Raw genomic sequence first — 24365 nt, 5'->3', positions numbered from 1 at the left:
CCCGTGGCCGGGGAGGTCAGGATCAGTGCTGCCGGGGATTTACTCGAAGGCCTTGTCGTTGGGCGCCTTGTACAGGGCCTTCATTTCGGCGGAGAGGGGCATGTTCAGGTTCAGGCCCTTGGGGGGGATGGGGTTCAGGAACCACTTGTTGTAGATCTTCTCGGCTTCGCCGGAGGTCATGGCTTTGGTCAGGGCCGCATCCACCACCTTCTTGAACTCGGTGTCGCCCTTTCGGAGCATGCAGCCATAGGCTTCTTCGGACTGGGCGGTGCCGACCACGGTCCAGTCACCCGGCTTCTTGGCCTTGGCCATTTCGCCGTAGAGCAGGGCGTCGTCCATCATGAAGGCCACGGCCCGGCCGGTTTCCAGGGTCAGGAAGGCCTCCCCGTGATCCTTGGCGGAGATCACGTTCATGCCCATCTTCTTCTCTTCGTTCATCTTGCGGATCAGGCGTTCGGAGGTGGTGCCGGCGGTGGTGACCACGTTCTTGCCGGCCAGGTCGGCGAAGTCGTTGATGCCCGAGGTCTTCTTGGTCAGCAGCCGGGTGCCGATGACGAAGATGGTGGTGGAGAAGCTGGCCTGCTTCTGCCGTTCCAGGTTGTTGGTGGTGGAGCCGCATTCGATATCCACGGTGCCGTTCTGTAGCAGGGTGATGCGGTTGGCAGAGGTGACCGGCATCAGCCGGGTATTGAGCTTGTCCAGCTTCAGCTCGCCCTTGATGGCATCGACGACCTTCAGCATCAGCTCGTGGGAGTAGCCGATCACCTGCTGCTTGTCGTCGTAGTAGGAGAAGGGAATCGAGGATTCCCGGTGGCCCAGGGTGATGCTGCCGGTGTCCTTGATCTTCTTCAGGGTGGAGGCTTCCTGGGCCAGGGCCGGGGTCAGGCTGGCAGTGGAAAGGAGGATGGCCAGGGCGGCGGCCAGGGAGGTGGAAGTGGAATGCAGTTTCATGGTGTCTCCTGGAAAGTGGTGCAACATGGCAGAACGGCTGCCTTCACACTGGCACAAGCCGTGCCAGTTTTCAGGAGAACAAAAACGAATTCAGCTTGTTGTTATTAAAGGGGTTTTTTGGGGCGCGCAGCGAAGAGGTGACGGAAAACCGACAGCTGCCGTTCGGGGGCCATCGGTTTTCCGATGGCGGCTCAGGGGGCTTCGGTCCGGGACAGGAAATCCAGGTAGGCGGCCGCCGTGGCTTGCGGCGCTTCCAGCTGGGGCAGGTGTCCCACCCCGGGCAGCAGAACCTGGCGGCTGCCGGGCAGGCAGCGGCTCACGGCCGGCTCGGGCGGCCGGGCGAACAGCTGCTCCTGGCTGCCCCAGAGCACCAGGGTGGGCGGGCCGCCGGGGGCGCAGTAATCCACCCGGGCCCGGTGCACCTGGGCCCAGACCTGGCGGTAGTGGGACAGCTCGCTCTGGTAACCGGCCACCACCCTGGCCTTGTAGGCCCTGGGCAGCTGCGGCGGCCTGGCCATGAGCAGGGCCAGTTCCCGGTCGAAGGCGTCGATGCTCAGGGGAATCAGGGGGTTGCCCTGGCTCAGCAGCTGCTTGAAGCGGGGCGACCAGTCCCCCAGGCCCATGGGGGCCAGGAGCGCCAGACTGGAGATCTGCCGGGAGTGTTGGCGGGCATAGAGGCCCGCCACGGCGCCGCCCATGGAGTTGCCGGCCAGGGCCAGGGGCGGCAGCTCCAGGCCGGTGATGAATTCATGGAGCCGCTCCACCTGGCGCGGCAGGGCGTAATCCTGGCGGGGGAAGCCCCGGCTGGCCCCGTAACCGGGCAGGTCGGGGGCCAGCACCTGGTGGCCGGCGGCGGCCAGGTGGCACATCAGGCCGTGCCATTGTTCCTTGCTGGCGAACAGGCCGTGCAGCAGGACCACCGGGGGGCCGTTGCCGGTCTGGCTGTAATGCAGGATGGCGCCGCCTGCCAGCGGCAGTTCCCGGGCCTCGATGGGGCAGTCCGCCCGGCCCCCCGGGGCGGCACCCCAGAGCAGGAGCAGGAGCAGCAACAGGCGCAGGCGCGCCAGGGAAAGGGCGGGGACGGTGCGGGACAGGAACTGGGGCACGGCAGGACTCCTCGGAAAACAGGGCCTGGCTGCCTGCCCGGTAGCCGGGCCCGGCGGAGAGGAGTCAGACCCGGCCTCAGACCCGGCCTCAGGCTTGGATCCGGCCCCGGCTCCGCTCAGGCCTGTTCGGTTCCGGGTTTCTCCGCCGCGTAGGGTTCGCGCAGGTCTACGGGCTGGCCGGCCTTCTTGCGCATGCGGATGTTGAGCATTTCCACCACCACCGAGAAGGCCATGGCGGAATAGATGTAACCCTTGGGCACATGATGGCCGAAGCCGTCGGCGATCAGCACCACGCCCACCACCATCAGGAAGGACAGGGCCAGCATCTTGATGGTCGGGTGGTCGGAGACGAAGGCGGCGATGGGGCCCGAAGCCACCATCATCAGGGCCACGGAGGCCACCACGGCGGCGATCATGACCGGCAGGTGGTTCACCATGCCGATGGCGGTGATGATGGAATCCAGGGAGAACACCAGGTCGATGACGATGATCTGCATGATCACGGCGGCCAGGGTGGCCTTCACGGCCGAGGAGGCTTCGCCCTCCTCCCCTTCGAGCAGCTGGTGGATTTCCCCGGTGCTCTTCCAGACCAGGAACAGGCCCCCGGCGATCAGGATCAGGTCCCGCCCGGAGATGCCGTGGTTCAGCAGCTCGAACAGGGGGGCCGTCAGCCCGGCCATCCAGGACAGCAGCGTGAGCAGGGCGATGCGCATGAACATGGCCAGGAACAGGCCGAGCCGGCGGGCAAAATTGCGTTTTTCCGGCGGCAGCTTGTCCACCAGGATGGCGATGAAGATGATGTTGTCTATGCCCAGCACCAGTTCCAGGGCGGTGAGGGTCAGGAAGGCGAAGATCAGTTCAGGACTGAGCAGGAGTTCGAACACGGGCAGGCCTTGGGTATGGGGGGCATCAGGATAGGCCCAGGACCCCGGGCTTTCAATCTTTATTTCGGACAAATGCATATTTCTGCCCGTCCCCGGTCTCCCGGGACAGAGGCAGCAGGGGCAGCGGACCTATAGAATGGCGGGCTCATTCACCGGGGAAGCTCTTCCATGTTGATCAACTGCGCCGTCTACCAGCATGGCTCCAAGCTGCGGGACATTCCTGTCGAAGACATCAGCGACTATGTGGCCCGGGCCGACTGCTTCGTCTGGGTGGCCCTGCGGGACGCCACCCACGAGGAACTGGCCCTGATGCAGGAGGAGTTCGACCTGCCTGCCCTGGCGGTGGAGGACGCCCAGCACGGGCACCAGCGCCCCAAGCTGGAGGAATACGGCGATGCCCTGTTCGCGGTGATGCACCTGCTGGAGCCCTGCGAAGGGGGCTATGACCTGGGGGAGGTCAATGTCTTCGTCGGCAGCAACTACATCCTCTCGGTGCGCAACCGCAGCCAGCAGGCTTTCCTGGGGGTGCGGGCCCGCTGCGAGAAGGAGCCCCGGCTGCTGCAGCTGGGGGCGGGCTTCGTCCTCTATGCCCTGATGGATGCGGTGGTGGACCGCTACTTTCCCCTCATCGACAGCCTGGAGACCGACCTGGAAACCGTGGAGGAAGGCATCTTCGCCAAGGGGGGGCAGGCCCGGGACAACATCGAACGGCTTTACGCCATCAAGCGCCGGCTCATGACCCTGAAGCACGCGGTGGCCCCCCTGATGGAGGCGGCCGGCAAGCTCTACGGGGGGCGGGTGCCGCCCATCTGCCAGTCCAGCCAGGACTACTTCCGCGATGTCCATGACCACCTGATCCGCATCAACAGTGCCCTGGACACCCTGCGCGACACGGTGACCACGGCGATACAGGTGAATCTCTCCCTGGTCACCATCGAGGAGGGCGAGGTGGCCAAGCGTCTGGCCGCCTGGGCCGGGATCTTCGCCACGGCCACCGCCTTTGCCGGCATCTGGGGCATGAACTTCAAGCACATGCCCGAACTGGACTGGACCTGGTCCTACCCGGCCGCCCTGGGCCTGATCGCCGGCACCTGCGGCCTGCTCTACTACCGTTTCAAGCGGGCCGGCTGGCTCTAGGGCTCAGTCCTTGAAGGGCTTGTGGCAGCTGCGGCAGCTCTGCTGCAGGGCCTCGTAGGCCGGGCGGACCCGGGCTTCTTCCCGGGTTGCGGCGGCCGCCAGCAGGGCGTCCACCCCTTGCAGGAATTGCTCCCGCTCCTGGGCGAAACGCTCCGGCTCCTCCCAGACCCGGGCCGTGGCCTTGGTGGGGGGGTAGTGGGTGTCAGGGCCGAAATGGCTCCAGGGGCCGTCCTTGAGACCCGCCAGGGCCTGGGCCTGCTGGAGGAACTTGTCCGGGTCGTAGCGTTTTTCCCGCAACTGCACCCCCATGGGTTCGAAGCTGCGCAGGATGGCCTTGAAGGCCTGCTGCCGGTGCGCCACCGGCTGGCCGGGGCGGGTGTCCTTCACTTCGCCGCAGGCGCTCAGCAGCAGGGGCAGGATCAGGGCAATGGGGGCAAGCAGCTTGGGCATGGGCATCACGGGAGCAAACAAGGGATGGGCATGATAAAGGATTCGCGCAAAATAAAGCCGGGTTGCCCCGGCTCCGTTGCACTTTCCTGCTCGGGGAATCAGGCGCCGACGCCTTCCAGCAGCTTCTGCAGTTCGCCCTCCTGGTACATCTCGCGCATGATGTCGCAGCCGCCGACGAACTCCCCCTTGATGTAGAGCTGGGGAATCGTGGGCCAGTTGGCGTATTCCTTGATGGCCAGGCGGATTTCGTCGTCCAGGAGGATGTTGACCGCGACGAAATCGACGCCGCAGCGCTTGAGGATCTCGGCGGCGGTGGCGGAAAAGCCGCATTGGGGGAACTGGGGCGTGCCTTTCATGTAGAGCACGACCGGGTTGCTGGTGACCAGATCGTGAACTTCCTTTTGCACATCGCGGGACATTGATTTCTCCGTATTCGGGTTAGGGGTGGGCATCCTGGGGGCTGGGCGTCCGGCCGCCGCTGATGCGGTCGTGTCCGGCCAGGTCCTGCCAGGTTTGCACGGCTTTGAACCCCGCCAGGGTCAACAAGTTCCGGCTGGCCGGACCCTGGTCCCAGCCATGCTCGAACAGCAGCCAGCCGCCGGGCTCCAGATGGGCCGCCGCGTCGGCCACGATGGCGCGGATGCAGGCCAGGCCGTCGGCCCCGTCGGTGAGGGCCAGGCGAGGCTCGAAACAGAGACCGTCCCCGGCCAGGTGGGGATCTTCGGCGTGGATGTAGGGGGGGTTGGAGACGATCAGGTCAAAGCGCTCGTCGCCCAGGGCGGCGAACCAGTCGCTTTCCAGCCAGCGCACCGGCGCCTGCAGGGCGGCACCGTTGGCCCGGGCCACGGCCAGGGCAGCGGGGGAAACATCCACGGCGCTGACCTGGGCGGCGGGATATTCGAGGGCCAGGCTGATGGGGATGGCGCCGCTGCCGGTACCCAGGTCCAGCACCCGGGGGGCGCGGACGGCCAGTTCCCGCAACTTGTCCAGGGCCAGGTCCACCAGTTCCTCGGTTTCGGGGCGGGGCACCAGCACTGCGGGAGAAACCTGGAAGCTGCGGCCGCGAAAGCCCGCCTCCCCCACCAGATAGGCCAGGGGCTCCCCGGCCTGGCGGCGGGTGGCCAGGGTTTCCAGGCAGTCCAGCTGCGCAGAGGTGAGCGGGGTTTCCGGGCGGCAGATCAGCTCGGTGCGGGACAGGCCGGTGACATGCTGCAGCAGCAGCCGCGCATCCAGGGCATCGAGCCGCTGGCGGGCGGCCTGGAGCCAGTCATTTATATTCATGGGTAAACATCAAAACCGTTGTTGCACCACAGAGGCACAAAGACACAGAGGAGACGCATGGTCAAACCATCTGTCCGGCCTCAAGGCGAAGACTGATGGACTCGGTGTCTCTGTGGTGAGGTTTCAGGTTCATGCTTCCCCGGACAGGGCGGCCAGCTGTTCCATCTGGTGTTCGGTGGTCAGGGCGCCGATGACCTCGTCCAGGTCTCCGTCCATGATCGCGGCGATCTTGTACAGGGTCAGGTTGATACGGTGGTCGGTGACCCGGCCCTGGGGGAAGTTGTAGGTGCGGATGCGCTCGGAGCGGTCGCCGCTGCCCACCAGGCTCTTGCGCGTCGCTGCTTCCTTGGCCTGCTGTTCGCGCACCTGTACGTCCTTGATCCGGGCCGCCAGCACCTTCAGGGCGGAAGCCTTGTTGGCGTGCTGGGAGCGGCCGTCCTGGCACTCGGCGACGATGCCGGTGGGCAGGTGGGTGACCCGCACCGCCGAATCGGTCTTGTTGATGTGCTGGCCCCCGGCGCCGGAGGCCCGGAAGGTGTCGATGCGCAGATCGGCGGGGTTGAGCTGCACGTCCTCCACCTCGTCCGCCTCGGGCATCACCGCCACCGTGCAGGCAGAGGTGTGGATGCGGCCCTGGGTCTCGGTTTCCGGCACCCGCTGGACCCGGTGCCCGCCGGATTCGAACTTGAGCCGGGAGTAGGCGCCGTTGCCCACCACCCGGCAGATCACTTCCTTGTAGCCGCCCAGCTCCGACTCGCTGGCGGAGAGCACCTCCACCTGCCAGCGCTGGCGCTCGGCGTAACGGCTGTACATGCGCAACAGGTCGCCAGCGAACAGGGCCGATTCATCGCCGCCGGTGCCGGCGCGGATTTCCAGCAGGATGTTGCGTTCGTCGTTGGGGTCCCGGGGCAGCAGCAGTTTCTGCAGCTCCAGTTCCAGGCCCGGGATGCGGGCCTTGGCCGCGGCCATTTCCTCTTCCGCCAGGTCGCGCATGTCCGGGTCCGCCAGCATCTCCTCGGCCTGCTGCAGGTCCGCCTCGGTCTGGCGATAGCTGGCGTAGAGCTGCACCACCGGCTCGATCTCGGCCCGTTCCCGGGAAATCTTGCGGAACAGGTCCATGTCCCGGGCCGCGTCCTCGCTGGAGAGCATGGCATCCACCTCGTCCAGGCGGAAGGCGAGTTGTTCGAGTTTCTGGCGGATGCTGGGTTTCATGGCTGATGCGCTCAGGACAGGCTGGGGCGGGGCGCGGAGTTTAGCACCCTGGCCGGTCTCAATCGAAATAGGTCCGCCCCTCTTCGAAACGGCTGGCGAAGTAGCGGCTGTCGAGCCGGTCGATGCGGACCTGGCCGTTCCTGGAGGGGGCGTGCACGAAGCGCCGGTCGCCGATGTAGATCCCCACGTGGGAACGGGGCCGGTTCATGGTGTTGAAGAACACCAGGTCCCCGGGACGCAAGCGCTCACCGCCGACGCTGCGGCCCTTGCGGGCGATGTCGGCGGCGCTGCCGCTCACCTGGACCTGGGCAGCCCGGCCGTAGATGTAGCTCACCATGCCCGAGCAATCGAGGCCGGCCTCCGGGTTCTTGCCGCCGAAACGGTAGTCGGTGCCGATCAGCCCCAAGGCATACATCACCACCTCCCGTCCCTGGGCCGAGGGCTCCAGATCCTGGCCGGCGGTCGTATCCGGACGGGCGCCGCCGGAGCCGCCCAGGCCGCCGCAACCGGCCAGCAGCAGGGCCGCCAGGAGAGTGCATAATAGGCCGCGTTGCCAAATCCACCTGTTCATACTTGAAGCGCTTTCGAGGAAACAAGCTCAAGTATGTATTTTTTCTGGAGATTTTCAAACCCATGAAGCTTCAGTCACCGGAACTGCTGGTACAGCGCTGCCTGATCGGCGGCCGCTGGACGGAGGCCGACGACGGCGCCACCCTGGTGGTGCGCAATCCGGCCAGCACCGCGGAAATCGCCCGGGTCCCCGCCTGCGGCGCCGCCGAAACCCAAAACGCCATCGTCTCCGCCGAGGCCGCCCTGCCCGCCTGGCGGGAACGCACCGCCAAAGCCCGGGCCCAGGTATTGATGCAGTGGCTGCAGCTGATCCTGCAGCACACGGAAGACCTGGCCGCCCTGATCACCGCCGAAGGCGGCAAGCCCCTGGCAGAAGCCCGGGGCGAAGTGGCCTACGGGGCCAGCTTCGTGGAATGGTTTGCCGAGGAAGGCAAGCGGGCCTACGGGGAAACCGTGCCCAGCCCGGCGGCGGACAAGCGCATCCTGGTCATCAAGCAGCCGGTGGGGGTCTGCGCCGCCATCACCCCCTGGAACTTCCCCCTCGCCATGATCACCCGCAAGGTGGCGCCGGCCCTGGCGGCCGGCTGCACGGTGGTGGTCAAGCCCGCCGAGCAGACGCCTCTCACCGCCCTGGCCCTGGCGCGGCTGGCGGAACAGGCCGGCTTCCCCGCCGGGGTGTTCAACGTCATCACCGGCAACCCGGTGGCCATCGGCGGCGCCCTCACGGCCAGCCCGGTGGTGAAGAAGCTCTCCTTCACCGGCTCCACCGAGGTGGGGCGGCTGCTCATGGCCCAGAGCGCCCCGACCCTGAAGAAGCTGTCCCTGGAACTGGGCGGCAACGCCCCCTTCATCGTCTTCGACGATGCGGATCTGGACCAGGCCGTGGCCGGAGCCATCGCCGCCAAATACCGCAACTCCGGCCAGACCTGCGTCTGCGCCAACCGCTTCCTGGTCCAGGCCGGCATCTACGACGCCTTCGCCGCCCGGCTGGCGGAACAGGTGGCCCAGCTCCAGGTGGGCGACGGCAGCGCACCCGGCACCCAGCAGGGGCCGCTGATCGACGCGGACGCCCTGACCAAGGTCCAGGCCCACGTAGCCGATGCCCTGGATAAAGGCGCCCGGCTGCTCACCGGCGGCCGGCCCCACCCCCGGGGCGGCAACTTCTTCGAACCCACGGTACTGGCGAACGTGACCCCGGCCATGCGGGTGGCGCGGGAGGAAACCTTCGGCCCGGTGGCGCCCCTGTTCCGTTTCGATACCGAGGCAGAAGCGATCCAGATGGCCAACGCCACCGAATACGGCCTGGCCGCCTATTTCTACACCCGCGACGTGGCCCGCGCCTTCCGGGTCGGCGAGGCCCTGGAATACGGCATGGTGGGCATCAACACCGGCCTGATCTCCAACGAGGTGGCCCCCTTCGGCGGCATCAAGCAGTCGGGTCTGGGCCGGGAAGGCTCCCGCCACGGCCTGGACGAGTACCTGGAACTGAAATACCTGTGCTTCGACCTGAACTGAGATGACGCTCCTGTGGCTGCTGCCCCCCTTCCTGCTGGCAGCCTTCGCCTTCCACCGCTGGCGGGGGCGGCGGCGCCAGCGGGAGCGGCGTACCTACATCGCCAGCTACCCCTACGCCCGGCACCTGGACAATCGCCTGGCCCGGCGGCGGCCGGAGCTTTCCCCGGAGCAGCGGGCCCTGGTGTTCGCCGCCCTGGTGGACTACTTCCAGATCTGCCACCAGGCCGGACGGCGCATGGTGTCCATGCCCTCCCAGGTGGTCGATGACGCCTGGCACGAATTCATCCTGTTCACCCGCAACTACCGGCAGTTCTGCCAGCGGGCCTTCGGCCGCTTCCTGCACCACACCCCGGCCGAAGCCATGGTCGCGCCGACCCAGGCCAGCGAGGGCCTGAAACTGGCCTGGCAGCTGGCCTGCCTCCGGGAAGGACTGGACCCCCAGCGGCCCCGGCGCCTGCCCCGCCTGTTCGCCCTGGACGCCCAGCTGGGCATCGCCGGGGGCTTCGTCTACCAGCTCGACTGCCTGGCCGCAGGCCGGACGGGGGACGGCTACTGCGCCAGCCACATGGGCTGCGCTGGCGGCGGCAGTAGCAGCAGCAGTGACGGGCCGTACAGCCCGTACTACGGCAGCGACACCTGGAACTCCAATAGCAGCGACTCCGGCGGCAGCAACGACAGCGGCGCCGGGGACGGGGGCAGCTGCGGCGGGGGCTGTGGCGGCGGCGGAGACTGACATGCACGACGAACTGGCCGAGATCCGGGATTTCCTCGCCGAAGTGCCGCCCTTCCATCAGCTCCCGGCGGCGGAACTGGCCGCCCTGGGCCGCCGCCTGGTGATCCGCTACCTGCGCCGGGGCAGCGAATTTCCCCCGGCGGCTGCGGCGCACCTGTGGATCATCCGCCAGGGGGCGGTGGACCTGCGCCGGCCCGATGGCAGCCTGGGCCGGCGCCTGGCCGAGGCCGACAGCAGCGACGCAGCCTGCCTGCCCGACAGCGAGGAAGCCCGCTGGAGCGGCCATGCGGCCGAAGACAGCCTGCTCTACGGCCTGCCCCTGGAAGCCCTGGAGCAGCTCTGGCAGCAACATCCGGAACTCCGGGCCCAGGCCCTGGAAAAACAGGGGGAGCGGCTGCGCCGGGCCCGCCAGGAACAGGAGGCGGAAGGACGCAGCCGGGATCTCTCCGGCCTGCAGCTGGCCCAGCTCATCACCCGCCCCCCGGTTCAGGCGGCACCCGACCTTTCCATCCGGGAAGCCGCCGCCCTGATGACCCGGGAACGGGTTTCCGCCCTGCTGCTGGTGGCCGGCGGGCAGCTCGCCGGCATCGTCACCGACCGGGACCTGCGCAGCCGCTGCCTGGCCGCCGGCCTCCCCGACAGCAGCCCGGTAGGCTCCATCATGACGGCCGCCCCCAAGAGCCTGCCGCCCGAAGCCCCGGCCTTCGAAGCCCTGCTGCTCATGAGCCGGCAGGGCATCCACCATCTGCCGGTGATGGCCGGGGGGCAGGTGCAGGGTCTGGTGAGCAGCACCGACCTGCTGCGGGCCCAGGGGGTCTCGGTGGTGGACCTGGCCGACCGGCTGCGCCGGGCCGCCAGCCTGGAAGCGCTGGCCCGGGCCATGGGGGAACTGCCGGAACTCTGGCTCACCCTGGCCCGCCGGGGCGACGGCGCCACCGCCCTGGGGCGCCTGGTCTCGAGCCTGGCCGACCTCCTCACCCAGCGCCTGCTGCAGCTGGCGGAAGCCCGGCTGGGCCCGGCCCCGGTTCCCTATGCCTGGATCGCCTACGGTTCCCACGGACGCCAGGAGCTCACCCTGTTTTCCGACCAGGACAACGCCCTGGTGCTGGCCGACAGCTACGCCCCGGACCGGCACGGGGACTACTTCCAGCAGCTCTGCACCAGCGTCTGCGATGGCCTGGCCACCTGCGGCTTCATCCTCTGCCCGGGGGGCATGATGGCCTGCAACCCGGAATGGCGCCGCTCCCGCCAGGACTGGTCCCTGACCTTCCTGGACTGGATCATCCGGACGGACCCCCAGAAAGCCCGGCTGGCCAGCAATCTTTTCGATTTCCGCTGCATCGCCGGGGACGAAGACCTGACCCGGCCCCTGGGCGCGCTGATCCAGGCAGAAGCGCCCCGACACCAGGGCCTGCTCGCCCAGATGGTCAGCAACACCGCCACCCGGCCCGCGCCGCTGGGCTTCTTCCGCCAGTTCCTGGTGGCCCGGAGCGGCGCCCACCAGGGCCAGCTGGACCTGAAATTCCACGGCCTGATGCCCATCCACGAACTGGCCCGCATCCACGCCCTGGCCGCCGGCTGTGCCGCCACCGGCACGGCGGAGCGGCTGCAGGCGACGGCCGGTCAGGCGCTCCTGAGCCGGGAAGGGGCCGAGGACCTGCTCGCCGCCTGCGACTTCCTTCAGGCCTTGCGCCTGAGCCACCACCGGCAGCTGCTGGCGGCCGGCCGGCCCCTGGACAACTTCGTGGCGCCGGAAACCCTTTCCCACCTGGACCGTCAGCGCCTCCGGGACGTGTTCGGCATCATCGCCACCCAGCAGCAGGCCCTGGGGGCCAGCTTCCAGGAAACCCGAGTCGTCTGATGCCGCCCCTGCTGCGCCTCCTCTCCCCCCTGCTGCCTGGCGCCGCCCGGCGCCGCCTGTGGCATGCCCATCTGCCCGCCTCACCCCTGCGGGACTGCCTCGCCGTGCCCCCCCCGGCGCGGCGGACCGACTGGCGGCAGGCCCCCTACCTGGCCCTGGACCTGGAAACCACGGGCGGCGACCCGGCCCGGGACGACATCCTCAGTTTCGGCTGGGTCTGCCTGGAAGGCGAGGAAATCCGCCTGGCCACGGCCCGGCACCGGCTGGTACGGCCGCGCCGGGCCCTGAACGAGACCAGCGTCACGGTGCACCGCATCACCGACGACCGGGCCGCCCAGGGAGAGCCCCTGGAAACCGTATTACGCGACTTCCTCGCCGACCTGGCCGGCCGGGTGCTGATCGCCCACTATTCCCCCACCGAAACGGGCTTCGTCAACGCCGCCTGCCAGGCCTGCTACGGGGGGCCCCTGCTCACCCCGGTGATCGACACCCTGGCCCTGGCCCGGGCCGAACAGCCCATGCACCCGCCGGGCAGCCTGCGCCTGGGAGCCCTCAGGGTCCGCCACCACCTGCCCCACTACCCCCTGCACCACGCCCTGAGCGATGCCCTGGCCGCCGCCGAGCTGTTCCTGGCCCAGGCCCAGGCCTTGAGCCGGGGCGGCCCGCTGAGCCTGGGGCGCCTGCTACTGGATTGAGACCATGAACGACACCTCCTGCCAGGGCCGCTGCAGCTGCAGCGACCCCACCCCGACAGCGGCGGCCGCGCCTACGCCGGCGGCGCCCGCCATCGACGCCCCCCTGAGCCTGAGCCGTTTTGCCATACCCGGCATGGACTGCCCCGCAGAAGAGCAGCTGATCCGCATGGCCCTAGCGGAGGGCCCCGCCCTGGCCCGCCTGGATTTCGACCTGGAGCGCCGGGAACTGACCGCCTGCCACGCGGATGAGGCCGCAGCGCTGCTGGCCCGGCTAACCCCCCTGGGCTTCGGTGCCCGACTCATGGAAACCCGGCCGGCCACGGCGGCTGACCTGACCCAGCCGGCCCAGGCCGCCCCCGAGGCCCGTGCCCTGAAACAACTGCTGGCCATCAACGCCCTGATGTTCGGGGTGGAAATCCTGGCCGGCTGGTGGGCCCAATCCGCCGGGCTGCTGGCCGACGCCCTGGACATGCTGGCCGACGCGGCGGTGTACGGCCTGGCCCTCTATGCCGTGGGCCACGCCCCGGCCTTGCAGCGCCGGGCCGCCCGGCTCTCCGGCGCCCTGCAGCTGCTGCTGGCCCTGGGCATGCTGGCGGAGGTGGGGCGCCGCATCTTCTTCGGCGCCGAGCCCCTGGGGGACGCCATGATGGGCGTAGCCCTGCTGGCCCTGCTCGCCAACGTGGCCTGCCTGCTGCTGATCAGCCGGCACCGGCACGGGGGCGCCCACATGCAGGCCAGCTTCATCTTTTCCGCCAACGACGTGATCGCCAACCTGGGGGTGATCCTCGCCGGCGCCCTGGTGTTCTGGCTGGAAAGTCCCTGGCCGGACTGGCTCATCGGCACCCTGATCGGCCTGCTCGTGCTGCACGGGGCCTGGCGCATCCTGAAACTGCGCTGAAATGCTGCGAAAAACCGCTTTTCCCCCACCCAGGGGAGGGAATATTGAATTTATAATTCGCCGGTTTTTCTGGGGCACCATTCATCCTTAAAACCTCAGTTAAACCACAGAGGCACAGAGACGCCGAGGAAAAACAAAGACTTATCCTGGAAGGCCAGGTTACTTTCTAGGTGAGCGCAGAAGACAATGCAAGCCATTGTTTTTTTGAACTTCTCTGTGTCTTTGTGTCTCTGTGGTGAGGTTTTTAGGTTCATTTCGTGGGCGTTTCGTGGGCGTTTCGCAGGCCCCCGCTGCGCATCTGGTTCAGGCTTTTTCGGGTGGGGAAAAAGGCATCATGCTGATCTGGTTCGTCGTCCTGTACTTGCTGGTTTCCGTGGGCATCGGCCTCTATGCCGCCACCCGGGTCCATACCGCCAAGGATTTCGCCGTGGCCGGCCGGCACCTGCCGATGCCGGTGGTGATGGCCACCGTGTTCGCCACCTGGTTCGGGGCCGAGGCCGTGTTCGGGGTCTCCGCCACCTTCGTCAATGAGGGCCTGCGCGGCGTGGTGGCCGACCCCTTCGGCTCCAGCCTGTGCCTGATGATCGCCGGCGTCTTCTTCGCCACCAAGCTGTACAAACTCAACATCCTCACCCTGGGGGACTTCTACCGGCTGCGCTACAACCGCACCGTGGAAGTGCTGGTGACCCTCTGCATCGTGGTTTCCTACCTGGGCTGGGTGGCCGCCCAGATCAAGGCCCTGGGCCTCCTGTTCAACATCGTCACCGGCGGCGCCGTGAGCGAGGAGATGGGCATGGTGCTGGGCACCGCCATCGTGCTCACCTACACCACCTTCGGCGGCATGTTCTCCGTGGCCATCCTGGATTTCGTGCAGATGGGCGTGATCATGGGCGGCCTGCTGTTCATCGCCTACCTGGTGAGCGGCAACACCGGCGGGGTGATGCCGGTGATCGAACACGCCAGCGCCGCCGGCAAGCTGGATTTCTTCCCCGAGGCCGACCTGGCCCAGTGGCTGGCCTTCATCGGCGCCGGCCTGACCATGATGCTGGGCTCCATCCCCCAGCAGGACGTGTTCCAGCGCATCACCTCCGCCAAGAGCGCCAAGGTGGCGGTCTGGGGTTCCCTGCTGGGCGCCTCCATCTACTTCTGCTTCACCTTCGTGCCGATGTTCATCGCCTACTCGGCCACCCTGATCGACCCGGCCCAGTTCAACGCCCTGGTGGCCGAAGACTCCCAACGGGTGCTGCCCACCCTGGTGATGCAGCAGATGCCGGTGTTCGCCCAGGCCATCTTCTTCGGCTCGGTGCTGGCCGCCATCATGAGCTGCTCCTCCGCCACCCTGCTGGCCCCCTCGGTTTCCTTCGCGGAAAACATCGTGCGCGGCTTCCTGCCCCAGTTGAACGACCGCCAGTTCCTGCTGGTAATGCGCCTGTCCATCGTCGGCTTCGCCGCCATGGTGCTCACCTACGCCCTCAACTCGGAGCTGTCCATCTTCCACATGGTGGAGTCGGCCTACAAGATCACCCTGGCCGGCGCCTTCGTGCCCCTGTTCTTCGGCGCCTTCTGGAAGAAGGCCACCACCCAGGGGGCCCTGGCTGCCATCTTCGGCGGCATCCTCTCCTGGATCCTGGTGGAGGTCATGATCGGCGAGGCAAGCATCGTCCCCGCCCAGTTGCTGGGCCTGGTGGTCTCCGCCGCCGGCATGGTGCTGGGCTCCCTGCTGCCCCAGTGGGTGGGCCGCCCCACCCCGCGGCCGGACATGCACGAAGTCCTGCATCACCACGCCGCCGCCGAAACCCATCATGTGCCCCACCACGGCGGTCACCATTAATTCCATGCCCAGCGGGTCTCCGCGCCCATGAGCCGGCCCATGGGGGGCGATCCCCCGGACCTGCTGCCCCGCTACCTGGCCCTGGTCTGGGCCGTGCTCACGGTCTATGGCAGCCTCTACCCCTTTGCCGGCTGGCAGAACACCGGTGCCGATCCCTTCGCCTTCCTGACCCAGCCCTGGCCCCGCTACTGGACCGGCTTCGACCTAGCCGCCAACGTGGTGGTGTACATGCCCACGGGCTTCCTGCTGACCCTGGCCCTGCGCCGGCTACCCGGCCGCTACACCGCCCCCATCCTGGCCACCCTGCTGGGCGCCCTGCTCAGTTTCACCATGGAAAGCCTGCAGACCTGGCTGCCCGCCCGCATCGCCTCCAACGTGGACCTGGGCTGCAACAGCCTGGGCAGCCTGCTGGGCAGCCTGCTGGCGACCTGGGCCGGCCTGCGCCTGCGGGCCCTGTGGAAGGGCTGGCGCCCCCGGCTGATCGCCGAGCTGCCGCTGGTGGACCTGGGCCTCACCCTGCTCGGCCTGTGGCTCCTGACCCTGCTCTCCCCGGAAACCCTGCTGTTCGGCACCGGCGACCTGCGCCTGGCCCTGGGCTGGCTGCCCAGCCTGAGCTACGGACCGGATACCTACCGCCTGGCCGAAACCGCCGTGGTGGCCAGCAACCTGGTGGCAGTGGGCCTGTTTGCCGGAGCCATGACCCGGGGACGCTGGCTGGCCTACCTGCTGGTGCCCCTGTTCTTCCTCGGCGCCGCCCTGGTACGCAGCCTGGGGGCGGCCTTGCTGGCGGGCCCCGGGGACTTCCTCGACTGGCTGACCCCCGGAGTGGAACAGGGCCTGCGCCTGGGGGCCATGACCCTGGGCCTGCTGTTGCTGCTGCCGCCCCTGGGACGCCTGATCCTGGCGGCCCTGGCCCTGCTGATCGGCGCCATCCTGGTGAACCTGGCCCCCATCGACCCCTATTCCCCCGCCGCCCTGGCCCTCTGGCGCCAGGGCCACTTCCTCAACTTCAACGGCCTGACCCGCTGGATTTCCACCATCTGGCCCTTCCTGGCCCTGCCCTACCTGTTTCTGGTCAGCCGCCGGCTGTGAACCCGGGCGCCCCGGACCGGCTCAGCCGCCCGCCCCGAGGAAGCGGCCGATTTCCACGCCGATGACGATCATCCAGGTCAGGATGGCGATGCCCACCGCGGCCGCGGCGATGTCCTTGATCACCTTGATCTTCTCGTTGTGTTTTTCCTCGACGAAGTCGCAGAGGGCTTCGATCGCGCTGTTGACGATTTCGGCGACGAGCACGAAGGCGGTCACCACCAGGATCAGCAGGAAGTCGAGCCAGGCGCGCAAGGCGAAGGCGCCGGCGAGGACGACCACCGACAGCGCCAGCTTGTAGGCCACCGACCAGTCGTAGAGCACCGCGTAGCGCAGGCCGGAAACGACGGTGGCGATCTTGCGCAGCGGGTGATAGCCGGGTTCGCCGATCCCTAGGAATTTGTGCCGCATCGTCCGCTCCAACGCCAGAAAGGCAGCCGGTGGAACAGGCTGCTCCACAGCAGGCCGAAGATGATCCCAGCCAGGATATCGCTCAGGAAATGCACCTGCAGGTAGGTCCGCGAGACGGCGACCAAGCCGACCAGCGCTATCCCGATCGCCAGCGGCCCAGCCTGCTGCGACCGTTCCCGCCACAGCAGCCAGGCGGCGACGAAGGCGGTGACCTGCATCGCATGGCCGCTCGGGAAGCTGGCGTCGGCCGGCATTGCCGCCAGCGCCGGGAAGAGGTCGGGGCGCTCGCGATCGATCAGCCACTTCAGTATCTGCGCCACCCCGGCCGCGCCGAGCACGGCGAGCGGCAGGAAGAGGCGCTGCCGCCCGTCCCCCGGGCCGTACCAGGCGAGGCCGGCGGCCAGCGGCAGCAGCACGGCCAGCGAACCGAGCCAGGTGACGGCGCTCATGGCGCTGGTCAGCAGCGGGTGCTGCCAGGTGTGCATCAGCGAGAGCCAGGCGCCGTCCATCGCCCGCTCACCCCTCGCGGTCGGTGCCCTGGCGGGCGAGCAGCTTCTCCTTGTGCAGCGAGAGGGCGATCGAGATGCCGATGAAGGTCGCGACGACGGCCAGCGAGAAGCCGATCGGGATCTTGTAGAGGTCGATCAGCAGCATCTTGACGCCGATGAAGACGAGCACCGCAGCCAGGCCGTACTTGAGCAGCGAGAAGCGGCCGGCCATGTCGGCGAGCAGGAAGTACATGGCGCGCAGGCCGAGGATGGCGAAGATGTTCGAGGTCAGGACGATGAAGGGGTCGCCGGTGATGGCGAAGATGGCCGGGATCGAATCGACGGCGAAGATGAGGTCGGAAATTTCCACCAGCACCAGCGCCAGGAACAGCGGCGTGGCGTAGCGGATGCCGTCCTGGTGGACGAAGAAGCGTTCGCCGTGCAGGCCGTCGGTGATCTTCATGTGGCCGCGCAGCCACTTGAGCAGCGGGTTGTTGGCGAGGTCCGGCTGTTCGTTGGCGAACCACCACATCTTGATGCCGGTGACCAGCAGGAAGGCGCCGAACAGGTAGAGAATCCAGTGGAACTGGGCGATCAGCCAGGCGCCGGCGAAGATCATCCCGGTACGCATCAGGATGGCGCCGAGCACGCCGTAGATCAGCACCCGTTTCTGCAGTTCCAGGGGGATGCCGAAGAAGGCGAAGAGCATCAGCCAGACGAAGACGTTATCGACGGCCAGCGATTTCTCGATCAGGTAGCCGGTGATGAATTCCAGCGTTTTCTGGTTGGCCAGTTCGCGGCCGGCGGCGCCGTCCAGATACCACCACAGACCGGCGGCGAACAGGAAGGACACGGAAACCCAGATCACCGACCAGGTGGCGGCCTCGCGGATGCTGACGCGGTGCTGCTTGCCGCCGCCGACCAGAAACAGGTCGATGGCCAGCATCACCAGCACGATGCTGCCGAAAGCCGTCCATAACCAGACATTGCCGATGGTTTCCATGATCCCTCCCGTTCTTCGGTTTCAAATAATCCTAAAAACCTCACCACAGAGACACAAAGACACAGAGAAGTTCAAAAACAATGGCTTGCATTATCTTCTGCGCTCACCTAGAAAGTGACCTGGCCTTCCAGGACAAGTCTTTGTTTTTCCTCGGCGTCTCTGTGCCTCTGTGGTTTAACTGAGGTTTTATGGATAATTTAGCTAATGTGAATGGCATTTGTCGAAGCGCTACGCGGCAGCGCCGCGTTGCCGGCCAGACCGTTACCCCAGGCGTCGAGCGCGCCGAGGAACAGGCGTTCCTCGCCCCGCGCCAGGTGGCCGTCGCTGCTGATTACCGAGATGATAAGCCGGAGCACCGCGTAGCGGGCCTCCACCTCGGTCACCTCGGCGAACAGGCCGGCCAGCAGGTCGGGCGAGACACGCCAGTCGGCGGCACCGCCGGCCAGCCGCGAGACGTCGGCGCAGAACTCGTGCAGGACCTGGACGAAGCCTTCGCGGCTGATGCCCAGCGCGGCGAAGCTACCGCGCCGGTTGAGCACTTCCAGCTCGCATTCGTCGAGCCGGCCGTCGGCGAGCAGGGCGAGGACCACTAGGCGGGCCTTCGCCGACGCACTGTTGATCGGGTAGGCGCGCAGCGGGTGGCGGGGTTCGCTGAGCTGCGGGAACATGGCACGGGCCTGCATCGTCATCATGGTCATTTCCTCTCGTTCATCTTGCAACATGGGGTGATTCTTTCCAGTGCAGCCTCCTTCGGTGTGGGCGCGGGCAAAAGCCAGCACCGGGGGCAATCCCTCGCGGCGGGCGAGGTCCTCAACCTGGCCGAGCGGGGCATCGCAAAAGGCGTTGCAATCTTCGACGGTGATCATGGGGGGCTCCTCTGGGTATCGGCTGCGGGAAGTCCGCGGCACATGGGCGCAATTTACGGCCGCATTGATTTCCAATGAATGGATAATATTGGTGTTCCAACTTCCGTTTTATGGAAACGTATGAAGCCCGACGATCTCAACTTCCGTCATCTGCTCTACTTCTGGGCGGTCGCCAAGGAAGGCAGCATCACCCGCGCCGCCGAGCGTCTCGGCCTGTCGGTGCAGGCGATCAGCACCCAGCTCGGCCAGCTCGAACGTCAGCTCGGCCAGGCCCTGCTCGCGCCGCGCGGCCGTTCGCTGACCCTGACCGAGGCGGGGCGGACCGCGCTCGCCCATGCCGACCAGATCTTCCAGCTCGGCGACCGCCTGCGCGATGCGCTGGCCGAGCCTTCGGCCGGCCGCATCCGCCTCGCCGTCGGCATCACCGACGCGGTGCCCAAGCTGATCGCCTTCCGCGTGCTCGAAGGCGTTCTGCAGGCGCATCCGCAACTGCGCCTCGAATGCAGCGAAGGTGAGTTCGACCACTTACTCGGCGAACTTGCGGTCAACCGGCTCGACCTCGTGCTTGCCGACCGCTCGGCGCCGCAACGCGCCAATTTGCGCCTGCAGTCGAAACTGCTCGGCAACCTGGCGATTGCGCTTTACGCGGCGCCGCAGTTGCATGACCAGTACGCCAGCGGCTTCCCGGCCGCCATGCAGGGCATGCCGCTGCTGCTGCCGGTACGTGGCGACCCGCTGCGCACCGGCATCGATGCCTGGCTGGAAGCGAACGACATCGTCCCGCAGGTGATCGGCGAGTTTTCCGACAGCGCCCTGCTCAAGACCTTCGGTCGCGCCGGCCTCGGCATTTTCCCGGCGCCGCTCGCCCTGCAGGAAGACATCCGCGCCCAGTTCGGCGCCCTGCCCATCGGCGAGCTGTCGGGCGTCAGCGAAAGCTGGTACGCCATCGCCACCCAACGCCGCCTGCAGCACCCGGCCGTGGAGACGCTGTTCGCGGCGGGAGGCGGATTCATCGGTGGCGGGACCGAGCCGGCATCCTGAACCCGGATTTCCGTCGCAACACCACCCCGTAAGACGGCCCCGGAGCAACCCGAATCGGGTAGCCCCGGTCCCGAATCGGGGGGCAAAACGGCATGAGGCCGGGTTATCATGCGCAGCTTGTCGCGGTTGCCTGGACCCCTCATGAAATCCCCCATCATTGCCCCCATCGCCCTGCTGGCCCTGCTGACCCTGGCGGCCTGCCAGGATGAAACGCCTCCCCCGGAGCAGAGCGAATCCCGCCCGGCCCTGACCGTCGAGCTGGCCCGGCCGGAAACGGCCAACTGGGTGCGCAGTCTGAGCGCCAACGGCAATGTGGCGGCCTGGCAGGAGGCGGTGATCGGTGCCGAAGTGGCCGGCTACCGGATCGCCGAGGTGCTGGTGGACGTGGGCGCCCAGGTCAGGAAAGGCCAGGTCCTGGCCCGCATTGATGCCTCCACCATGGCCAGCGAGGTAGCCGAGGCCCGGGCGGCGGTGGCGGAGCTGGAAGCTTCCGTTGCCGAGGCCAGGGCCAACGCCAAGCGGGCCGAGGAGCTGCAGGCCAGGGGCTTCTACAGCCAGCAGATGAAGACCCAGTACCAGACGGCCGAACAGGGCGCCGCCGCCCGCCTGGCCGCCGCCCGGGCCCGGCTGCAGGCGGCCGAACTGCGCCTGGGGCGCACCAATGTGCTGGCCCCCGACGACGGGGTGATCTCGGGCCGCGCCGCCACCGTCGGTTCCCTGACCCAGGCAGGCCAGGAGCTGTTCCGCCTGATCCGCGGCGGCCGGCTGGAATGGCGGGCCGAGGTGCCTTCCGCCGATCTGGCGGCCCTGCGTCCGGGCATGCCCGCACAGCTCACCGGACCGGGCGGCGAAACCGTGCCGGGCCGGGTGCGCAGCGTCGCCCCCAGCGTCAATCCCGAATCCCGCAACGGCATCGTCTACGTGGACCTGGACCCCAGCCCGGCGGTGCGGGCCGGCATGTTCGCCCGAGGCGAGTTCCAGCTGGGCGAGGCGACGGCCCTCACCGTGCCGGCCAGCGCCCTGGTCCTGCGCGACGGCTTCACCTACCTGTTCCGCCTCGAGGGGGAAGACCGGGTGGCCCTCACCAAGGTCACCCCGGGCCGCCGCCAGGGGGAACGGGTGGAGATCATCGAGGGGCTGCCCGAGGGTGCCGCCATCGTCGCGGCCGGCGCCGGCTTCCTGGCCGACAATGACCGGGTGCGGCTGGCCCCCGGCAAGACAACTGCCGCAGGTCCGACCCCATGAACGTCTCCGCCTGGTCCATCCGCAACCCCATCCCGGCCATCCTGCTGTTCGTGATGCTGACCCTGGCCGGCCTGGTGGCCTTCAAGGCCATGAAGATCCAGCAGTTCATGGACGTGGACCTGCCCATGGTCACGGTGGCGGCCGCCCTGCCCGGCGCCGCCCCGGGACAGCTGGAAACCGAGGTGGCCCGGAAGCTGGAAAATTCCATCGCCACCGTCCAGGGGCTGAAGCACCTGTACACCAAGGTCCAGGACGGCATGGTGACCCTCACCGCCGAATTCCGCCTGGAAAAACCCACCCAGGAAGCGGTGGACGATGTGCGCGACGCGGTTTCCCGGGTCCGCTCCGACCTGCCCGGGGACCTGAAGGACCCGATCATCAGCCGGGTCTCGGTGACCGGCGCTCCCATCCTCACCTACACGGTGGCCTCCAGCCGCATGGACGAGGAGGCCCTGTCCTGGTTCGTGGACAACACGGTGAGCAAGGCCGTGCTCAGCGCCCGGGGCGTGGGCGCCGTGGCCCGGGTGGGCGGGGTGACCCGGGAAGTACGGGTGGAGCTGGACCCGGCCCGGATGCTCGCCCTGGGCGCCTCCGCCGCCGACGTGTCGCGCCAGCTGCGCCAGATCCAGCAGGAAGCCTCCGGGGGCCGGGCCGACATCGGCGGGGTCGAGCAATCGGTGCGCACCATCGGCACCGTGCAGACGGCCGCCGAGCTGGCGGCCATGGATGTGCCGCTCTCGGACGGCCGCCGGGTACGCCTGGACCAGCTGGCCACGGTGAGCGACAGCATCGCCGAGCGGCGCAGCGCCGCCCTGCTGAACGGCAAGCCGGTGGTGAGTTTCGAGATTTCCCGCAGCCGCGGGGCCGGGGAAGTGGAGGTGGCCGAGTCCGTGGCCGTCGTGCTGGAACGGCTGCGGGCCGAGCATCCGGACATCGAGATCACCGAGGCTTTCAACTTCGTGGACCCGGTGACCGAGAACTTCGACGGCTCCATGAAGCTGCTCATCGAAGGGGCGCTGCTGGCCATCGTGGTGGTCTGGCTGTTCCTCCGGGACGGGCGCGCCACCTTCGTGGCCGCCACGGCCCTGCCCCTGTCGGTGGTGCCCACCTTCGCCGCCATGTACCTGATGGGTTTCACCCTCAACGTGGTGACCCTGCTTTCCATGTCCTTGGTGGTGGGCATCCTGGTGGACGATGCCATCGTCGAAATCGAGAACATCATGCGCCACCTGCGCATGGGCAAGATGCCCTTCCAGGCCGCCATGGAGGCCGCCGACGAGATCGGCCTGGCGGTGATCGCCACCACCTTCACCCTGATCGCCGTGTTCCTGCCCACCGCCTTCATGAGCGGCGTGGCCGGCAAGTTCTTCGTCCAGTTCGGCTGGACGGCGGCCATCGCCGTGTTCTTCTCCCTGGTCGTCGCCCGCATGCTGACGCCGATGATGGCGGCCTACCTGCTCAAACCGGTCGGGGACCATTCCCAACCCCGCTGGCTGACCATCTATGAAGGCTGGGCCGCCTGGTGCCTGCGGCACCGGCTCGCCACCCTGGCCGGCGCCGCCCTGTTCTTCTTCGGCTCCTTTGCCCTGGTGCCCCTGCTGCCCACCGGCTTCCTGCCTCCCGACGACCTGTCCCAGACCCAGGTGCACCTGGAACTGCCCCCCGGCACCCCCTACGCGCAGACCTTCGCCGCCGCCGAACAGGCGCGCCGCATCGTTTCGGAGAATCCCCACGTGCGCCTGGTCTACACCGCCCTGGGGGGTGGCTCCGCCGGCAAGGACCCGTTCGCCCCCTCGGGGGCCGCGGAAGTACGCAAGGCTACCCTGACCCTGAACCTGACCCCCCGCCAGGAGCGGAACGGGGTCACCAAGCAGCAGGTGGAAAGCGCCCTGCGGCAGGCCCTGGGCGTCATCCCCGGGGCCCGCATCAAGGTGGGGCTGGCCTCCAGCAACGAGAAATACGTGCTGGTGCTGGCTGGGGAAGACGGCCAGGCCCTCTCCACCCATGCCCGGCTGGTGGAACAGGAGCTACGCAGCATCCCCGGCATCGGCGCGGTCACGACCACGGCCAGCCTGACCCGGCCGGAACTGGTGATCCGCCCCGATTTCGCACGCATGGCCGACCTGGGCGTGACCTCGGCCGCCATCGCCGACACCCTGCGCATCGCCACCGCCGGCGACTACGACCAGGGCCTGGCCAAGCTGAACCTGGCCCAGCGCCAGATTCCCATCGTCGTCAAACTGCCCGAGGCGGCCCGCACCGATTTTGCCTTGCTGCGCCAGCTCACCGTGCCCGGCAGGCATGGCCCGGTGCAGCTCGCCAACATCGCCGAACTCAGCATCGGCGGCGGGCCGGCGGAAATCGACCGCTATGACCGGCTGCGCAACATCAACTTCGAGATCGAGCTGAACGGCCAGCCCCTGGGGGACATCGAACGGGCCACCCTGAACCTGCCCAGCCTCCGGCAGCTGCCCCCCGGCATCATCCAGAGCACCGTGGGCGACGCCGAGGCCATGGCCGAACTGTTCCAGAGCTTCGGCCTGGCCATGGCCACCGGGGTGTTGTGCATCTACATCGTGCTGGTCCTGCTGTTCAAGGATTTCGTCCAGCCGGTGACCATCCTCGCCGCCCTGGTGCTCTCGGTGCCGGGGGCCTTCCTGGCCCTGTTCGTGGCCCGCCAGGCCGTGTCCATGCCCTCCATGATCGGCATGATCATGCTCATGGGGATCGCCACCAAGAACTCCATCCTGCTCGTGGACTACGTCATCCTGGCCCGCCGGGAACACGGCCTGGACCGCTTCGAAGCCCTCCTCGACGCCTGCCGCAAGCGGGCCCGGCCCATCATCATGACCACCATCGCCATGGGCGCCGGCATGCTGCCCATCGCCCTGGGCATAGGGGTGGACCCCAGCTTCCGCTCCCCCATGGCCACCGTGGTGATCGGCGGCCTGATCACCTCCACCTTCCTGAGCCTGCTGGTGATCCCGGTGGTGTTCACCTACGTGGACGACCTGATCCTGGCGCTCCGGACCAGGCTGCGCCGGGGCCAGCCCCAGGCTTCCTGACCCTGCCCCCGCCGGGGCAGGCGCCGCAGGCGT

Annotated in this window: 23 protein-coding genes; 11 read left to right on the top strand and 12 right to left on the bottom strand. The window is 67.9% G+C overall.

Annotated elements, in window-relative coordinates; genetic code table 11:
* Positions 1–39: 39 nt before the first annotated feature.
* The 3 genes from G474_RS0108075 to G474_RS0108065 all read right to left on the bottom strand — a co-directional run bounded on the left by G474_RS0108075 (position 40) and on the right by G474_RS0108065 (position 2941).
* Positions 40–951 carry a glutamate/aspartate ABC transporter substrate-binding protein gene (locus G474_RS0108075; RefSeq protein WP_026686530.1) on the bottom strand — a complete coding sequence of 304 codons (912 nt, stop codon included), beginning with the start codon at positions 949–951 and terminating at the stop codon, positions 40–42.
* A 191-nt stretch (positions 952–1142) separates the two neighbouring features.
* Positions 1143–2057: an alpha/beta fold hydrolase gene (locus G474_RS20080; RefSeq protein WP_051282090.1), complete on the bottom strand. Its 915-nt coding sequence runs from the start codon at positions 2055–2057 to the stop codon at positions 1143–1145.
* A gap of 116 nt (positions 2058–2173) precedes the next feature.
* The gene (locus G474_RS0108065; protein WP_026686529.1) at positions 2174–2941 is read right to left on the bottom strand and encodes a TerC family protein; all 768 of its coding nucleotides are present in this window, start codon (positions 2939–2941) and stop codon (positions 2174–2176) included.
* A 168-nt stretch (positions 2942–3109) separates the two neighbouring features.
* Here G474_RS0108065 and G474_RS0108060 point away from each other — a divergent pair, with 168 nt between their 5' ends.
* The gene (locus G474_RS0108060; protein WP_026686528.1) at positions 3110–4078 is read left to right on the top strand and encodes a magnesium and cobalt transport protein CorA; all 969 of its coding nucleotides are present in this window, start codon (positions 3110–3112) and stop codon (positions 4076–4078) included.
* A gap of 3 nt (positions 4079–4081) precedes the next feature.
* On the opposite strand, the gene G474_RS0108055 is transcribed toward G474_RS0108060, so the two are convergent.
* From G474_RS0108055 to G474_RS0108035, 5 genes are all read right to left on the bottom strand, one after another.
* Complete coding sequence (locus G474_RS0108055) at positions 4082–4528, bottom strand: c-type cytochrome (protein WP_156919197.1); 447 nt, start codon at positions 4526–4528, stop codon at positions 4082–4084.
* A gap of 98 nt (positions 4529–4626) precedes the next feature.
* On the bottom strand, positions 4627–4947 hold the full coding sequence (gene grxD, locus G474_RS0108050) for a Grx4 family monothiol glutaredoxin (RefSeq protein ID WP_026686526.1): 321 nt from the start codon (positions 4945–4947) through the stop codon (positions 4627–4629).
* A 19-nt stretch (positions 4948–4966) separates the two neighbouring features.
* The gene (gene prmC / locus G474_RS0108045; protein ID WP_026686525.1) at positions 4967–5809 is read right to left on the bottom strand and encodes a peptide chain release factor N(5)-glutamine methyltransferase; all 843 of its coding nucleotides are present in this window, start codon (positions 5807–5809) and stop codon (positions 4967–4969) included.
* 129 nt (positions 5810–5938) lie between these two features.
* Positions 5939–7021, bottom strand: a complete 1083-nt coding sequence (prfA, locus tag G474_RS0108040) for a peptide chain release factor 1 (RefSeq protein ID WP_026686524.1) — start codon at positions 7019–7021, stop codon at positions 5939–5941.
* Positions 7022–7079: 58 nt separating this feature from the next.
* Positions 7080–7592 (bottom strand): C40 family peptidase, encoded by a 513-nt coding sequence (locus G474_RS0108035; RefSeq protein ID WP_026686523.1) that lies wholly within the window; start codon positions 7590–7592, stop codon positions 7080–7082.
* 62 nt (positions 7593–7654) lie between these two features.
* On the opposite strand from G474_RS0108035, the gene G474_RS0108030 reads away from it, so the two are divergent.
* From G474_RS0108030 to G474_RS0108000, 7 genes are all read left to right on the top strand, one after another.
* The gene (locus tag G474_RS0108030; protein ID WP_026686522.1) at positions 7655–9106 is read left to right on the top strand and encodes an NAD-dependent succinate-semialdehyde dehydrogenase; all 1452 of its coding nucleotides are present in this window, start codon (positions 7655–7657) and stop codon (positions 9104–9106) included.
* 1 nt (position 9107) lies between these two features.
* Positions 9108–9839: a glycine-rich domain-containing protein gene (locus tag G474_RS0108025; RefSeq protein ID WP_026686521.1), complete on the top strand. Its 732-nt coding sequence runs from the start codon at positions 9108–9110 to the stop codon at positions 9837–9839.
* A gap of 1 nt (position 9840) precedes the next feature.
* Positions 9841–11700, top strand: coding sequence for a DUF294 nucleotidyltransferase-like domain-containing protein (locus tag G474_RS0108020; RefSeq protein ID WP_026686520.1), 1860 nt, complete (start codon positions 9841–9843; stop codon positions 11698–11700).
* Entirely contained in the window at positions 11700–12395 is a 696-nt protein-coding gene (locus G474_RS0108015; RefSeq protein ID WP_043463669.1) for a 3'-5' exonuclease, read from the top strand. The genes G474_RS0108020 and G474_RS0108015 overlap by 1 nt, the downstream gene beginning before the upstream one ends.
* A 4-nt stretch (positions 12396–12399) precedes the next feature.
* Positions 12400–13293, top strand: coding sequence for a cation efflux transmembrane domain-containing protein (locus tag G474_RS0108010; protein ID WP_051282088.1), 894 nt, complete (start codon positions 12400–12402; stop codon positions 13291–13293).
* Between the two features lie 334 nt (positions 13294–13627).
* The gene (locus tag G474_RS0108005; RefSeq protein ID WP_026686517.1) at positions 13628–15124 is read left to right on the top strand and encodes a high affinity choline transporter 1; all 1497 of its coding nucleotides are present in this window, start codon (positions 13628–13630) and stop codon (positions 15122–15124) included.
* A gap of 39 nt (positions 15125–15163) precedes the next feature.
* Positions 15164–16216 carry a VanZ family protein gene (locus tag G474_RS0108000; protein WP_026686516.1) on the top strand — a complete coding sequence of 351 codons (1053 nt, stop codon included), beginning with the start codon at positions 15164–15166 and terminating at the stop codon, positions 16214–16216.
* A gap of 21 nt (positions 16217–16237) precedes the next feature.
* Here G474_RS0108000 and G474_RS0107995 read toward each other — a convergent pair whose 3' ends face one another.
* From G474_RS0107995 to G474_RS21990, 4 genes are all read right to left on the bottom strand, one after another.
* Positions 16238–16624, bottom strand: coding sequence for a diacylglycerol kinase (locus G474_RS0107995; RefSeq protein WP_026686515.1), 387 nt, complete (start codon positions 16622–16624; stop codon positions 16238–16240).
* On the bottom strand, positions 16606–17133 hold the full coding sequence (locus G474_RS20075) for a phosphatase PAP2 family protein (RefSeq protein ID WP_051282086.1): 528 nt from the start codon (positions 17131–17133) through the stop codon (positions 16606–16608). The genes G474_RS0107995 and G474_RS20075 overlap by 19 nt, the downstream gene beginning before the upstream one ends.
* Before the next feature lie 7 nt (positions 17134–17140).
* On the bottom strand, positions 17141–18115 hold the full coding sequence (locus G474_RS0107985; RefSeq protein WP_026686514.1) for a TerC family protein: 975 nt from the start codon (positions 18113–18115) through the stop codon (positions 17141–17143).
* A gap of 197 nt (positions 18116–18312) precedes the next feature.
* Positions 18313–18981 carry a tellurite resistance TerB family protein gene (locus G474_RS21990; protein WP_051282084.1) on the bottom strand — a complete coding sequence of 223 codons (669 nt, stop codon included), beginning with the start codon at positions 18979–18981 and terminating at the stop codon, positions 18313–18315.
* A 120-nt stretch (positions 18982–19101) separates the two neighbouring features.
* On the opposite strand from G474_RS21990, the gene G474_RS0107975 reads away from it, so the two are divergent.
* From G474_RS0107975 to G474_RS0107965, 3 genes are all read left to right on the top strand, one after another.
* Entirely contained in the window at positions 19102–20022 is a 921-nt protein-coding gene (locus G474_RS0107975; RefSeq protein WP_026686513.1) for a LysR family transcriptional regulator, read from the top strand.
* 141 nt (positions 20023–20163) lie between these two features.
* Positions 20164–21267, top strand: coding sequence for an efflux RND transporter periplasmic adaptor subunit (locus G474_RS0107970; protein ID WP_026686512.1), 1104 nt, complete (start codon positions 20164–20166; stop codon positions 21265–21267).
* On the top strand, positions 21264–24332 hold the full coding sequence (locus tag G474_RS0107965; protein WP_026686511.1) for an efflux RND transporter permease subunit: 3069 nt from the start codon (positions 21264–21266) through the stop codon (positions 24330–24332). Before G474_RS0107970 ends, G474_RS0107965 begins: the two co-directional genes overlap by 4 nt.
* The last annotated feature ends 33 nt before the right edge of the window (positions 24333–24365 follow it).

It is taken from the genome of Azovibrio restrictus DSM 23866, assembly GCF_000429665.1.
Lineage (GTDB): Bacteria > Pseudomonadota > Gammaproteobacteria > Burkholderiales > Rhodocyclaceae > Azovibrio > Azovibrio restrictus.
The sequence above is the reverse complement of the archived record's forward strand: the minus strand, read 5'-3'. Positions and strand labels throughout refer to the sequence as shown.

Excerpts from the sequence above, each read along its gene's own strand:
- prmC (WP_026686525.1), bottom strand. The coding sequence starts at position 5,809 with ATGAATATAAATGACTGGCTCCAGGCCGCCCGCCAGCGGCTCGATGCC.
- G474_RS0107965 (WP_026686511.1), top strand. The coding sequence starts at position 21,264 with ATGAACGTCTCCGCCTGGTCCATCCGCAACCCCATCCCGGCCATCCTG.
- G474_RS0107970 (WP_026686512.1), top strand. The coding sequence starts at position 20,164 with ATGAAATCCCCCATCATTGCCCCCATCGCCCTGCTGGCCCTGCTGACC.
- G474_RS0108010 (WP_051282088.1), top strand. The coding sequence starts at position 12,400 with ATGAACGACACCTCCTGCCAGGGCCGCTGCAGCTGCAGCGACCCCACC.
- G474_RS0108025 (WP_026686521.1), top strand. The coding sequence starts at position 9,108 with ATGACGCTCCTGTGGCTGCTGCCCCCCTTCCTGCTGGCAGCCTTCGCC.
- grxD (WP_026686526.1), bottom strand. The coding sequence starts at position 4,947 with ATGTCCCGCGATGTGCAAAAGGAAGTTCACGATCTGGTCACCAGCAAC.
- G474_RS0108075 (WP_026686530.1), bottom strand. The coding sequence starts at position 951 with ATGAAACTGCATTCCACTTCCACCTCCCTGGCCGCCGCCCTGGCCATC.
- G474_RS0108000 (WP_026686516.1), top strand. The coding sequence starts at position 15,164 with ATGGGGGGCGATCCCCCGGACCTGCTGCCCCGCTACCTGGCCCTGGTC.
- G474_RS0107975 (WP_026686513.1), top strand. The coding sequence starts at position 19,102 with ATGAAGCCCGACGATCTCAACTTCCGTCATCTGCTCTACTTCTGGGCG.
- G474_RS20075 (WP_051282086.1), bottom strand. The coding sequence starts at position 17,133 with ATGGACGGCGCCTGGCTCTCGCTGATGCACACCTGGCAGCACCCGCTG.
- G474_RS0107995 (WP_026686515.1), bottom strand. The coding sequence starts at position 16,624 with ATGCGGCACAAATTCCTAGGGATCGGCGAACCCGGCTATCACCCGCTG.
- G474_RS21990 (WP_051282084.1), bottom strand. The coding sequence starts at position 18,981 with ATGATCACCGTCGAAGATTGCAACGCCTTTTGCGATGCCCCGCTCGGC.
- G474_RS0108005 (WP_026686517.1), top strand. The coding sequence starts at position 13,628 with ATGCTGATCTGGTTCGTCGTCCTGTACTTGCTGGTTTCCGTGGGCATC.
- G474_RS0108015 (WP_043463669.1), top strand. The coding sequence starts at position 11,700 with ATGCCGCCCCTGCTGCGCCTCCTCTCCCCCCTGCTGCCTGGCGCCGCC.
- G474_RS0108030 (WP_026686522.1), top strand. The coding sequence starts at position 7,655 with ATGAAGCTTCAGTCACCGGAACTGCTGGTACAGCGCTGCCTGATCGGC.
- G474_RS0108060 (WP_026686528.1), top strand. The coding sequence starts at position 3,110 with ATGTTGATCAACTGCGCCGTCTACCAGCATGGCTCCAAGCTGCGGGAC.
- prfA (WP_026686524.1), bottom strand. The coding sequence starts at position 7,021 with ATGAAACCCAGCATCCGCCAGAAACTCGAACAACTCGCCTTCCGCCTG.
- G474_RS0108055 (WP_156919197.1), bottom strand. The coding sequence starts at position 4,528 with ATGCCCAAGCTGCTTGCCCCCATTGCCCTGATCCTGCCCCTGCTGCTG.
- G474_RS0107985 (WP_026686514.1), bottom strand. The coding sequence starts at position 18,115 with ATGGAAACCATCGGCAATGTCTGGTTATGGACGGCTTTCGGCAGCATC.
- G474_RS0108035 (WP_026686523.1), bottom strand. The coding sequence starts at position 7,592 with ATGAACAGGTGGATTTGGCAACGCGGCCTATTATGCACTCTCCTGGCG.
- G474_RS0108020 (WP_026686520.1), top strand. The coding sequence starts at position 9,841 with ATGCACGACGAACTGGCCGAGATCCGGGATTTCCTCGCCGAAGTGCCG.